The following is a 13,036-nucleotide window of genomic DNA, read 5'->3' on the forward strand; positions in this document are numbered from 1 at the left end:
AAAAAAATATAATTATTTAAGTTTACAACTATGGTTTTAATACCGTAAACTCGATAGTAGAGTCGTTATAAACGCGGTGTGTTTGTTTTTTAAAATCTTCTGGTTTAGCATAGAAAATATTATCTACAAACGTTTGCGGATTCAAATCGATCAAAGGAAACCAAGTGCTTTGAATTTGGATTTGAATTTTGTGCCCTTTCTTAAAGGTATGCATCACATCCTGCAATTTGATATTTACTGCTGTTTTTTCGTTTGGAACAAAAGCTTGTGGCGTGATAAAACTATTTCTAAAACGACCTCTCATCACTTCGCTTCTCACCATCATGTGGTAATTACTCATTTTTAGATAAGGAGCCATTTCTTTATTTTCCGGGGCATCAGCAGGAAAAACATCAATTACTTTTACAACCCAGTCCGCATCGGTTCCTGTAGTTGCTACTTGTAATTTTGCAAGTATATCTCCGGCAAGTGTAGTATCATCTTCTAAAACCGAAGTTTCAAAAACGAGTACATCAGGGCGACGCGCAGCAAAACGCTGGTCATCAGTCATGTATTTTCTAGGTGTAATCCCTCTTTGGTTGATATCTTCTGTAAAAGGAACTGGTTTCTTAGGATCACTTACAAATTCTTCAAATGCAAAATTGCGTTGTCCTTGACGAGACAATTTACTTCCTTGCAAGTAAAAATCTTGTTTCTCTGTATTTTTAGGAGGCCAAGCATCGTAGGTTTTCCACTCTTTAGCACCTGTATCAAACATATACGCTTCTGGTAATTTATTCTCTCCTTTGCCGTTGTTTTTCAAAAAGTGACGGAAAAAGTTTGCTTCAATATTTTTTTGGTAAAAACCAGAAATACTATCACCAAAGTTGATATTTCCAATAGTAGCATTCGCTGAGTTTCTCGCCCAATCACCATGACTCCATGGCCCCATTACAATTGTATTGTAGTTTTTACTACTTTTTTCAATCGCCTGATATGTGTTTAAAGGTCCGTATAAATCTTCGGCATCAAAAAACCCTCCTACCGTCATAACCGCAGGTTTAATGTCTTTTAGGTGTTGTAAAATCCCTCTTTTTTGCCAAAAATCATCATAGCTAGAGTGGTCTTTTAGCTGTTGCCAAAATTCGTTGTCTTTACCGTAATACTTATCTAAATTTGACAAAGGTCCTGCATCTAGAAAAAATTGATAATCGTCCTTAGTTCCTAATTCTGGCATTTGGTACCATGACTTAGTCGTGCGTTCTGTTTTTTGGATACCAAATAACGGAGTGGCTTTCCAGTAACTCAATAAATACGCTCCGTTGTGGTGAAAATCATCAAAGAAAAAATCACTAATACATGCTTGTGGCGATACCGCTTTCAGAGCAGGGTGATTACTTAATAAAGAATAAGTCGAGTAAAATCCAGGATATGAGATTCCCCAAACCCCTACATTTCCGTTATTGTTTGGTGTGTTTTTTACCAACCAATCAATAGTATCGTAAGTATCTGATGCTTCATCAATATCTTTCTTAGTTTTCTTGTTTGGAATAAAGGCACGCATGTTATCATACAAACCATCGCTCATCCAGCGACCACGAACATCTTGGTACACTACAATATACCCTTCTTTCATCATCGTCTCACTAGGACTTATGCTACGCTTAAAATCATTTGCGCCGTAAGGAGCTGCGTTGTACGGTGTACGCTGCATTATGATAGGATATTTTTTAGAAACATCTTTTGGAGAGTAAATTACGGTAAACAACTCTGCTCCGTCCCTCATTTTTATGTGCACCTCTTTCTTGGTGTAGTTATCGGCAACATAATTAGGTTTATTTTCTTGAGCTATAAGCGTCGCCGAAATAAATAAAAGCGATAGATAAAGTAATTTTTTCATAAAACAGAATACTAAATAATAATCCCGTAAATATATTGCCTTTATCTGTAATTTTTATGATTTACTCCTAAATTTTCTTAATTCAACTTTTTATGAAATAAAGCTTTTGTTCATGCGGGCATTTCCTTATTGCCGCGGTATCACAATACTAACATCAAACTACTTTGGCAATAAGGTCGGGCTATCCGTTTTATCTTTATTGTCTCGTTAAAACAACGACACAATAAAGGATGCCACTACTATCCCTAATGCAAAACGAACTAAGTTGCCAAAAACGATTCCAATACAATAGATCGTATGATTTAACTTTGATTTATTCAAAAAAGCGCTTTAATGGCATTCTGTTCTCTATAGTAAATGCAATACTGTAATTTAGCATCCAAAAAACAAAAATGTTAACTAGAGCAAGATATAAAGAATGGTTTGATCGCTATAAATATGCCGAATTAGCAGCGACTGCAACTGCTTTACTCTGTTCTCAGTTGGCCGTTTTTTTTACTGCGGTTGCTACAGCTTATCTGATCACTTTTGCTGAATACTTCGCTTTTTATGCCGTAATCATAACCGCTAGTTACAAACAACTTTCTATCAATGACAGCGCTACCACAACTGTATGGCAAAAGACAACGACTATTGCCCGAAATTTACTTTTGGAGTTTGGGTACCCCGTAGTTCTAGATTTGTTTTTAGTACGTCCGTTTTGCATGTATACCTTGCCTTTGCTTACGGGCAACGCTTTAACGGGAGTTATAGCAGGTAAAATTTGTGCGGATATCGTTTTTTATTTTCTAACCATAATTAATTATGAGATATTAAAGCGAACAAGAAAACTATAACTTTCTTGCTCTCCACGGTAAACTCCTATTACGCCTTAGTATTTTTTAAGAATGTTCCACCGCTAGAAAAAACCTGAATAACATACACACCATCAATATAAATTCCTAGCTCGTAGGTGACCTCCTTATCACTATCTGTTACTAAAAGCGCTTCGGCAATAGAGAATGTAGGATAGTTTTGTTTCATGTATTTTCTAGCAGCTTCTGGTAGCTCATTGTATTCTACTGTTGCAGCAAAAGCAATTTGATTACCATTAATTCCATAAATTGCCTGACAATATCGTTTGTCAAAAATAAATTTTGCGATGTACACTAATTTTTGATTGCCGGCGCCTTGGTATCTTGAAAACCAAACGGGATCTTTCTCTGAATACATCAAATTAAAACTTTCGGATACCACTAACGGAATATTGCTATCGACTTTTGAACTTCCGTCGTTTTGTGCTTGTGTTAGTCCTCCAAATAATAGTAAAAAAGATGTAACTAGTAGTGTTTTTAATGCTTTCATAATTATAGATTTCCTTAAAGTTAAGGACTTTTAAGCTTAATTAGTCAATTTAGCGGCGGTTTAGCAAAAAATTAGGACTTCATTTTATCTTTTTCACAACTTATATATTCATTTTTTTATAACAATAATTCCTCTACTCCAGTTATAGGCACTTCTAATGAGCATTCAAAAAATAATTACGCTAAACCTCTAGTTTACAGAAACAAAACAGTAGGTTAAATGGTTTATTATAAGATAGTTTTCTTAGCTTTGGTAGCGTTGTGGAGTTGATCAAGTCTAAGGTATCGTTTATGATTACAAAACTATTTTGCTCCATCAATCAATGCTTGTATTGATCCTCATAATTCTCTAAATACCACTTTTTATCTATGAAGAAAATAATTACTAATTTCTTATCCGAAAATTTTAGAGAACGCCTCGAACGCATCATAATTGGGATCGCTATTGTTAGTTTTTTAGCGCATTTACTAATTATTTTTCTGGTACACCAAGATCTAATTCACCTAAGTTCAAAACTAACTAAAAGCCCTATATCAGCAGTTTACACCCCGTTTTCGTTTATTCTTGTTTACGAAGTGTTCTTACTCGTGTTTTATTTACCGCGATCTATTTCTAGTTATATAGGTAAGCAATACGAAATTATAACCCTGATCGTGATTCGTAGAATATTTAAGGATATTGGTTATATGGAACTTTCAGGCAACTGGTTTCAGTCAGAAAACGACTTGCAGTTTACCTACGACCTCATTTCAGCAATAATCTTGTTCTTTTTGATTCAACAATTTTATAAAAAATTAGAGCAGCAAGCTAAAAAGGAAACTAAAAGCGTAATTGCCGAAAAAACGCAATTAAAAATAACTAAATTCATTCAATTGAAAAAAACGATTGCCACCATTTTAATTCCAGTGGTCCTTGTTCTTGCTATTTATTCGTTTGCAAATTGGATAATCGTTAATCAGCAAAATGAGTGGAATGATATTGCCAATTTTAAGAACATCAACAATATATTCTTTGAAGATTTCTTTATCCTTTTGATAATCATTGATGTTATCCTGTTACTCTTTTCTTTTTTCTACTCTGATAGTTTTCATAAAATCATTAGGAACTCCGGGTTTGTAATTTCGACTATATTAATCAAACTTTCTTTCTCGGCACACGGCATCATTAATAATGCTTTAATTGTAGGTGCCGTGATTTTTGGTTTTCTTATTTTACTAATTCATAACTCCTATAAAAGTAGTACTGTAGAGGCAAACTAGATTTTTATGTTAGAAAATCGCTAAGAAAACTACTCGCCTGCCCCTGATTGCAGCGTAAAACCCGAACTGAAGCGAGCGAACTGCTAGTTGTGATTAGAGAGCGACTAAAAGAAGCTCCTGTAATCACTTACTAGCAGCGCTAGATGAAGGAGGATTTGAAGAGAAAAGCAGGATTAGGCCCAAATAAAAACAGTTGTTTTTAAAAATATTTCACAAATTGAATTTATAAAAGTTTACAAACGCTTATTTTTGCGGCATGGCTAAGAAAAATACAGACAAAGTTGTCTTTCATCAAATAAAAGTCCTTGATGCTGGTGCAAAAGGCGTTTCGGTAGCAAAGGCTCCCGATGGTAAGGTAGTGTTTATCCCTAATGTCGTTCCTGGCGATGTGGTAGACGTACAAACATTTAAAAAACGTAAAGCGTATTACGAGGGTAAGGCGATTCATTTTCATGAATTCTCAGAGTACCGTGTAGAACCTGTTTGCGAGCACTTTGGTGTTTGTGGTGGTTGTAAATGGCAAAATATGAACTACGATCAGCAACTTGTTTTTAAACAAAACGAGGTGAAAAACCATTTGCAACGTATTGGAAAAATTGAATTACCTGAATTTGAAGACATTCTAGGTTCAGAAAAAAAGTTTTTCTACCGCAATAAAATGGAATTTTCGTTTTCGAACAGCCGCTGGTTGACCGAAGCAGAAATTGCTAGCACAGAGGATTTAGGAAACCGAAATGCTTTAGGTTTTCATATCCCGAAAATGTGGGATAAAATTCTAGACATCAATAAATGTCATTTACAAGAAGATCCATCGAATGCGATTAGAAACGAAGTACGTGATTTTGCTAATGCAAACGGACTTACTTTTTTTAATCCAAGAGAACATTCTGGTTTATTGAGAACCCTGATGTTACGTACAGCTTCGACTGGCGAGATCATGGTGTTGATTCAGTTTTTTGAAAACGACAAAGCCAACAGAGAGTTAATCTTAGATCACCTTTACGAGAAATTTCCTCAAATTACATCGCTACAATACGTAGTAAATAATAAGGCAAATGATACCTTATATGATACAGATATTAAGTTGTACAAAGGACGCGATTACATCCTAGAGGAAATGGAAGGGTTAAAATTTAGCATTAACGCTAAATCATTTTACCAAACCAACTCAGATCAAGCTTACGAATTATATAAGATCACTAGAGATTTTGCTGGTTTAACGGGTGAAGAAATTGTTTATGATTTATATACTGGAACTGGTACTATTGCACAGTTTGTTTCTAAAAAAGCAAAAAAAGTAATAGGTGTTGAGAGTGTTCCTGATGCTATAAAAGATGCAAAAGCAAACGCGGTGCGCAATACTATTGATAATTGTGAGTTTTATGTAGGTGACATGAAAGTGGTATTCAACGACGCTTTTATTGCGCAACACGGACAACCGGATGTAATTATCACTGATCCACCAAGAGATGGAATGCACAAAGACGTGATTGAACAAATCATGAAAATTGCTCCTGCTAAGGTGGTTTACGTAAGTTGTAACTCGGCTACGCAAGCTAGAGACTTAGCTTTGATGGACGAGAAGTACAAAGTAACTCGCGTGCGTCCCGTAGATATGTTTCCGCAAACGCATCACGTAGAAAATGTAGTTCTTCTTGAGTTGAGATAGATTATTACTAGTAATTAGTTAAAAGTAATTAGTCTCCATTGTGTACTAATTACTTTTAACTTCTGACTACTCACTATTAACTTCTCACTATTTACTACTCACTATATATTTGATATGAAAAAAATAATTCTTCTAGTTATAGCTATGGCTTTCACTTTCTCCAGCTGCGAGAAAGATGATATTTGTGATGCTAATACCAGTACTACTCCCAGGTTAGTGATTAGTTTTTATGACGTAAATAATGCATCAGTAGCTAAAAGCGTGACTGACCTCACCATTATAGGCGAAGGAATGACTGAGGGAATAACTTTTAGCGGAAGCACACTAATTAATGGCAACACTGTTTCTATTCCTTTACAAACAGATGTTGATGCCACTACCTTTCGTTTTATTTTAAATTTTGGCAATGCAAATCCTGCTGTGGTAAACGAGGATATCGTTCGACTGAATTATACTAGAAAAAACGAATTTGTATCACGAGCTTGTGGTTTTAAAACAACTTACCTACTTGATCGAGCAACGCCTTTTGTACATACCGATGGTGCAACTGCTGATGGCAAATGGATGAATACGATTGCAGTAAAAAACAGTACTATAGAAACCGAAAATGAAACACACCTTGAAATATTTTTTTAGCATTTGCTTGATTTTCTGTTTTTTAGCTGCAGCAGCGCAAGAGAAACCAGCACCTAAAAACACTACGGACTCAGAAGGAATTCTTCCTGAAGCTGCGGTTAGCAAGGCTGCTGTAAAAACGGCAAGCTCAGTAGTAGATAGTATCCCTGTAAAAACAGATCGCTACGGTTTGCGTGTAGGAATTGATGTTTTTCGCTTGACTCGTGCGATATATGACAAGAACTATAAAGGTGTCGAGATTGTAGCCGACTACCGATTGACAAAAAAATATTTTTTGGCGGCCGAATTAGGTAATGAAAACAAAACCACTGATGACGATCGTTTAAATTTCACATCTAAAGGATCCTACCTTAAAGTAGGATTTGATTACAACGCTTATGAAAACTGGTTAGACATGGAAAACGTGATCTCGATAGGTATGCGTTACGGTTTTAGCACTTTTAGTCAAGATTTAAATTCGTTTAAAATTTATAATTCTAATCCTTATTTTGGAGAGAAACCTGCTTACCCCTCTACAGAGAGTTATTCAGGGCTGTCTGCAAGCTGGATTGAAGTAGTTGCTGGGATAAAAGCCAAAGTTTTTAATAATGTATTCATGGGTTTTAGCTTGCGATTGAATCAATTAGTGACCAATAAAAAACCCGAGAACTTCGATAATTTGTACATCCCTGGATTTAACAAAACCTATGATGGTACTTTTGGAGTTGGTTTTAATTACACCGTTTCTTATTTTATTCCTATTTATAAAAAGAAAATAAAACTAGCACCAATAGCTAAAAAAGAAGCTCCTAAAAAATAATCTTGCTTATCGCTTGACACAAAAAACCGCAAATTCAAAATTGAATTTGCGGTTTTTTTATTGTTCTCTAAATTGTTTTAAACTAGGCTGTTTTATGAAAAGTGAATTACTATCCTATTTCTTTTACACCTTTAGCAAAAACCCATTTCATGTATAATTTCTCTCCGTCTTTGGTTTTTACGGCTTGGAATTTTGGTGCTAAAAAAGTACCTATCACAAACGCAATAAAGGGAACCCAAAAACCAGTTAGACCAGTGTAGCTAGCTACTAAATAACGTGCTAAAATAAACAATGATGCAAAGCACCCTAGTTGGTATAAAAAAGCTCTTACTTGTAATCGTGTCATTTTATGTGTTTTAATGTCGGTTAAGTCAAATATCGTTTGTCCAAAGTCATAATGACTATACTATAACGAATTTTTAATCTACGACGATGACTAATTTATTTCCTCTTATTTGTATTTCTACTTATTGTATTATTCTGCATCACCTTCAGTCACTTGAAACTTGGTACGCTTGCTTCCTTCGTACATTTCGTATTTTACTAAACGTGCTTCGATACTTGCATTAAATAGTTTAATTTTTCTAGAAGGTCTAAGTCCAACAAATTTCAAGGCATCTAGATTTCCTGTAATAAACCAAGAGTTAGTACCAGGATAATTTTTCTTCAAGGTATCACCTATACTTTTGTAAAACTCCTCCATGTGAATGTCTAAACGCTCATCATAAGGCGGATTAAAAACCATGTGCAGTTTCCCTTCGGTTGTTTTCTCCGTATCAAAAAAGTTCCTTTCTTCGATCTTTATGTATTCGTCTAGGTTGGCATTTTTAATATTGTCCTTCGCTTTCTGTACTGCCGATGGTGCTTTGTCATAACCAGTGATGGTATAATGAAACTCACGTACTCTCTTTAACAAACTAGTGGTGATATTATCAAACAACTCATTGTCCCAATCGTGCCATTTCTCAAAAGCAAACTCTTTGCGGTTAATGTTAGCTGGGATATTACAAGCGATCATCGCTGCCTCAGCAAGGAAAGTTCCTGACCCACACATAGGATCTAAAAAGTCACCTTGTCCGTCCCAACCTGAAAGTAACAACACTCCAGCTGCTAACACTTCGTTTATAGGTGCAATATTAGTAGCTGTTCTATACCCACGTTGGTGAAGCGAGTTACCTGAGGTATCTAATGCTACCGAAACCTGGTCTCTATCAATATGAATGTTTATTCTTAAATCAGGGTGTACTTTATCAATACTGGGACGTTGTCCCGTTCTTTCTCTAAACTGATCTACAATCGCATCCTTACATTTTTGCGATACAAACTCGGAATGATTAAAGTTATCGGAATGCACCGTAGCATCAATCACAAACGTTTGGTTAGCATTGATGTATTTAGACCAGTTCACACCGGCTACTCCTTTATATAAAGCTTGTTCATTATTTGCCTTAAAAAAATAGATAGGTTTCAATATTTTTAGTGCGGTGCGCAACGATAAATTGGCTTTGTACATAAATCCTTTATCACCCTTAAAACTCACCATTCTTACACCCTGCTCCACATCTTGCGCGCCTAGCATTAGTAATTCCTTTGCTAATATTTCTTCAAAACCGTAAAAGGTTTTGGCAATCATCTTAAAATTATTTTCCATTTTGTTTGTGTCAATTGAAACAGCCCTATTCCTGTTTCTAGTTTAATTTGCTTTAAAAAATCAAATCACCACACTTAGATTCATTTTGTATCTATAGCTGATAGTTATTTTTCTGCAAAAATACACTAAATTTGCCGGATAGAATAAATTGAAAAAGATAAATGTCTGAAGAACAAAAACCAAATGCAATAAATCCCGAACAACCAACTGAGACTTGGTTCAGTTCATGGTTCGATACGCCATACTACCATATCCTTTATAAGGAACGCAATTATAGAGAAGCACAGGTTTTCATGGATAACATCACCCATTACTTAAATTTACCTGAAAAGGCAAAAGTATTGGATTTAGCCTGTGGCAAAGGAAGACATTCTATTTACTTGAACCAATTGGGGTTTGACGTACTAGGAGCTGATTTATCAGAAAATAGTATAGCCGAAGCGCAAAAAAACACCAACAGTAGTTTGCACTTCAAGGTACACGATATGCGCGAACCTTTTGAGGAAAAATACGATGCTATTTTTAACTTATTCACTAGCTTTGGTTATTTCGAAAACGACGAAGACAACCTAACTACCCTAAAAGCCATCAAAGAAAGCCTTTCCGAATACGGTTTTGCAGTTATTGACTTTATGAACGTTAACAATGTTTTAGACACCTTAGTTCCTGAGGAAACTAAAGTGGTTGACGGAATCACCTTTAACTTAAAACGCTACCTAAAAGACGGTCACATCATCAAAGAAATCGCTTTTGAGGACCAAGGCAAAGCGTTCTTGTTTTTCGAGAAAGTAAAAGCGCTAACCCTGCAAGATTTTGAAACCTTGATGGACGAAGCTGGAATCTACCTGCTGGATATTTTTGGGGATTATAAGCTAAAAAAATTCCACAAACTAGATAGCGAGCGCCTAATTTTAATTTTTAAGTAATAGCCACAACGAGACACGACCTTCGATTCTAACGACTCCTCCTACCCTATGAATTACCTTTTACCCTTACTATCCGTACTGCTAGGTTACATCATTGCATCGGTATTAAAACCAAAGAATAAAACCAACCTAAAGCTGCTATTGGCTTTTAGTGGTTCGTTTCTGTTGTCTTTAACCGTTATGCATTTGCTACCGGATGTGTACGAGAGTCAAAACGAAGCAACAGGGATTTTCATTATGCTGGGGATTTTATTCCAAATCATACTTGAGTTTTTCTCTAAAGGTGCTGAGCACGGACACGTACACGGCAAAGAAAACATGACCCACATTCCGTGGTTACTTTTTATTAGCCTTTGTATTCATGCTTTTCTAGAAGGTTTCCCCGTAGGGCATCACGAAGACAATCTAGCCATAGGAATCGCCATACACCACTTGCCTATTGCGATTATTTTAACCACCTTTTTTATCAACTCACATCTTAACACCAAAGCTATTTTTGCTTTCATGATCACCTTTGCGATCATGACACCACTAGGTACATTTGTATCCGACTATTCTCCGGTTTTAAACCAATACACCACCCAAATCACCGCTGTAGTCATCGGAATCTTATTTCACATTTCGTCTACCATCATCTTCGAAAGCAGTGAAGGCCATAAATTTAACATCGCCAAGGTTTCTATGATCATCCTAGGAATCTTACTAGCCTACTTTTTATAACATATTTGGGCGTGCCCCGCAAAAAAACGGGTCGGGCTATGCGCTGCAATCTTTTATTTTTTTTCAAAAAATAAAAGGATTTTCGCTCCTAACCCTCACGCAAGCACCTACTGCACTCACAAATAAAAAAGACAGAAAAAACTTAGTGATCATTAAAAAATATCAAAAAACATGTATATATTTGATGTTATATACAAGTTGGCATTAAGCTTAAGAAAAAAATGAGAACAAAAATTTTAACAATACTATTTTTTACTTTCTTGATTTCAAGTAAATCATTAGCCTGCGATTGTAAAATTTCTAAAAATCTAAAAGAAATTCAAAAGAGAGAATTTACGGAATCAAAATATATTTTTATCGGAGAAATTTTGAAAATTGATTCTAAAAAACACACGTTTGAAATTAAAGTTATTGAATCTTTTAAAGGAGTATTAAACGGAAAAGTTTATGGCGGAATATATAATCAACAGTGCGGACCTGTAATTGATAAAAGTGGAATGTGGCTGATTTATGCCAATCGTAAATCAAACAAACTAATTCAAATAAGAGCTTGCGGAATAACTCGAAGTTTTAAAAATCCTGAAAATAATATTTCTGCAACAAGAGTACCAAATCCGCCACCTTTAAATCAAACGAAATCTCAAAATATGAAAGTTCAATCTAACTGGAAATTAAGAGCTAAATCCGATTTAGAAAATGAAATAGCCGAATTAAGAAAAAAAACTAAATAAAAAGCCAACTGCCAACAACCATTTTGAGCTAGCTGGAGTTTAGTGGAATTACCGTTTCGCATCACGTTTTCGTTAAGCCGAAAACTGAGCGTTTACGAACTTCCAGCCATCTCAAAGTGGCGAAACGTTACCTGCAAGCCTACCAGAAAGCCTCGCAAAACAATGAATATAAAAAAATTATAACCGAAAAAAATGGCAACAAGAAGTGCGGAAGCAACAATAAAAGGTTATTACTATCAATTTGATACTTCTATTTTAAAATTATTAGAATTAGCAAACGATGATGACGAAATTACGATTGAAGGAATTGAAGATATTGACATTAATTCAACAGATGAAACTACCATTCAATGCAAGTATTTGTCAAAACCAAACTTTATAAATTCAGCAGTTAGAGAACCAATTTCATTGATGCTAGACCATTTTGTTAATCCAAAAACTAGTAGTATCTATAATTATGTTCTATATGCACATTTTGAAAATGAAATACCTGGAAATGAGCCAAAAATAGATTTAAAGAGATTAAAAGAAATACTAACTTATAAAATAAATAAAATTGAAAAACATTATGAAATTGAAAAGAGCATCTCCGATGCTCAATTAAATTCATTTTTGCTTCAATTTAAATTTATATTCGGAATAGAATTTTACAAACAACAATTATTAGTTGTTAATAAATTAAAAGATTTTTTCAGTTGTACGGAATTTGAAGCTGACACATTATATTATAATAATTCGTTAAGAATTGTAATTGACAAAGCAATTAAAAAAGGATTATCAAATCGAAAAATAACAAAAAAAGACTTTTTAAATGAAATTAATTGTAGTCAACGACTATTTAATGAATGGTTTATAAAATTACGTTCTAGAAATGAATATTTTAAATTAATTTCACAAAATCTAAAATATACAAAAGCTTTAGTTCCAAATAAAACTAAATATATCTATATAGGTCAGGATATTTTAGAATCTGATAATTCAGAATTACCACTTTTAAGTTTCATTGAAAATTTAATTTCAAAATATTATAGGTTAAATACTTCTCTTCGAGATTCAAAACCAATAACATTAATACTTGATACTGATTCTAAAAATTTAAAAGCAATAAAAGAAGAATTGATTAAGAACGAAATTTTATTCAATGATGGATATGAAGAAATATTATTTTCAAATTTTGTTTTTAATAAAGAACCGATTATAAACACATCAAAAAATGGAACAAAATTATCTAAAAGTTCCTATAGTCTTAAAGTAATTTCTAAACAAACTTTTGAATTTAATATCGTAGAAATTAGTTCTCCAAATGTCTACTTATATTTTTCAAAAGAAAATAATCCATTTAAGTTTTCGAAAGGTCAATATTTTGATATTAAACATTGCATCAATCTTAAAGAAATCCATAAACTCCTAACAGTCTAAAAA

At 34.3% G+C, this 13,036-nt stretch carries 13 protein-coding genes; 9 read left to right on the forward strand and 4 right to left on the reverse strand.

The genetic code is table 11. The features are described from left to right. Positions 1 to 28 precede the first annotated feature (28 nt). Complete coding sequence (locus H8R22_RS12185) at positions 29 to 1,879, reverse strand: CocE/NonD family hydrolase (protein ID WP_187010666.1); 1,851 nt, start codon at positions 1,877 to 1,879, stop codon at positions 29 to 31. Positions 1,880 to 2,271: 392 nt separating this feature from the next. On the opposite strand from H8R22_RS12185, the gene H8R22_RS12190 reads away from it, so the two are divergent. Beyond that, positions 2,272 to 2,715: a hypothetical protein gene (locus tag H8R22_RS12190; protein WP_187010667.1), complete on the forward strand. Its 444-nt coding sequence runs from the start codon at positions 2,272 to 2,274 to the stop codon at positions 2,713 to 2,715. A gap of 28 nt (positions 2,716 to 2,743) precedes the next feature. Here H8R22_RS12190 and H8R22_RS12195 read toward each other — a convergent pair whose 3' ends face one another. Continuing rightward, positions 2,744 to 3,223 (reverse strand): hypothetical protein, encoded by a 480-nt coding sequence (locus H8R22_RS12195; RefSeq protein WP_187010668.1) that lies wholly within the window; start codon positions 3,221 to 3,223, stop codon positions 2,744 to 2,746. A 368-nt stretch (positions 3,224 to 3,591) separates the two neighbouring features. On the opposite strand from H8R22_RS12195, the gene H8R22_RS12200 reads away from it, so the two are divergent. From H8R22_RS12200 to H8R22_RS12215, 4 genes are all read left to right on the forward strand, one after another. Further along, complete coding sequence (locus tag H8R22_RS12200; protein ID WP_187010669.1) at positions 3,592 to 4,482, forward strand: hypothetical protein; 891 nt, start codon at positions 3,592 to 3,594, stop codon at positions 4,480 to 4,482. 256 nt (positions 4,483 to 4,738) lie between these two features. Continuing rightward, complete coding sequence (gene rlmD / locus H8R22_RS12205) at positions 4,739 to 6,151, forward strand: 23S rRNA (uracil(1939)-C(5))-methyltransferase RlmD (protein ID WP_187010670.1); 1,413 nt, start codon at positions 4,739 to 4,741, stop codon at positions 6,149 to 6,151. A gap of 114 nt (positions 6,152 to 6,265) precedes the next feature. After that, positions 6,266 to 6,787 carry a DUF6452 family protein gene (locus tag H8R22_RS12210; protein WP_187010671.1) on the forward strand — a complete coding sequence of 174 codons (522 nt, stop codon included), beginning with the start codon at positions 6,266 to 6,268 and terminating at the stop codon, positions 6,785 to 6,787. Then, a complete protein-coding gene (locus H8R22_RS12215) occupies positions 6,759 to 7,586 on the forward strand; it encodes a DUF6048 family protein (protein ID WP_187010672.1) in 828 nt (275 codons plus the stop codon). Before H8R22_RS12210 ends, H8R22_RS12215 begins: the two co-directional genes overlap by 29 nt. 109 nt (positions 7,587 to 7,695) lie before the next feature. Here H8R22_RS12215 and H8R22_RS12220 read toward each other — a convergent pair whose 3' ends face one another. Together H8R22_RS12220 and H8R22_RS12225 are read right to left on the reverse strand one after the other, a co-directional pair. After that, complete coding sequence (locus tag H8R22_RS12220; protein WP_187010673.1) at positions 7,696 to 7,932, reverse strand: hypothetical protein; 237 nt, start codon at positions 7,930 to 7,932, stop codon at positions 7,696 to 7,698. Positions 7,933 to 8,061: 129 nt separating this feature from the next. Continuing rightward, complete coding sequence (locus H8R22_RS12225; RefSeq protein WP_187010674.1) at positions 8,062 to 9,237, reverse strand: THUMP domain-containing class I SAM-dependent RNA methyltransferase; 1,176 nt, start codon at positions 9,235 to 9,237, stop codon at positions 8,062 to 8,064. Positions 9,238 to 9,398: 161 nt separating this feature from the next. Between H8R22_RS12225 and H8R22_RS12230 the strand changes: the two genes are divergently transcribed. The 4 genes from H8R22_RS12230 (at position 9,399) to H8R22_RS12245 (ending at position 13,033) form a co-directional block, all read left to right on the forward strand. Then, positions 9,399 to 10,163, forward strand: coding sequence for a class I SAM-dependent methyltransferase (locus H8R22_RS12230; RefSeq protein WP_187010675.1), 765 nt, complete (start codon positions 9,399 to 9,401; stop codon positions 10,161 to 10,163). 48 nt (positions 10,164 to 10,211) lie between these two features. Then, positions 10,212 to 10,883: a ZIP family metal transporter gene (locus tag H8R22_RS12235; RefSeq protein WP_187010676.1), complete on the forward strand. Its 672-nt coding sequence runs from the start codon at positions 10,212 to 10,214 to the stop codon at positions 10,881 to 10,883. A gap of 221 nt (positions 10,884 to 11,104) precedes the next feature. Beyond that, positions 11,105 to 11,614, forward strand: coding sequence for a hypothetical protein (locus tag H8R22_RS12240; RefSeq protein ID WP_187010677.1), 510 nt, complete (start codon positions 11,105 to 11,107; stop codon positions 11,612 to 11,614). Between the two features lie 192 nt (positions 11,615 to 11,806). Beyond that, positions 11,807 to 13,033, forward strand: coding sequence for a DUF4297 family anti-phage-associated protein (locus tag H8R22_RS12245; protein ID WP_187010678.1), 1,227 nt, complete (start codon positions 11,807 to 11,809; stop codon positions 13,031 to 13,033). Positions 13,034 to 13,036 lie beyond the last annotated feature (3 nt).

It is taken from the genome of Flavobacterium kayseriense (assembly GCF_014305095.1).
In the GTDB taxonomy this organism is placed as follows: domain Bacteria; phylum Bacteroidota; class Bacteroidia; order Flavobacteriales; family Flavobacteriaceae; genus Flavobacterium; species Flavobacterium kayseriense.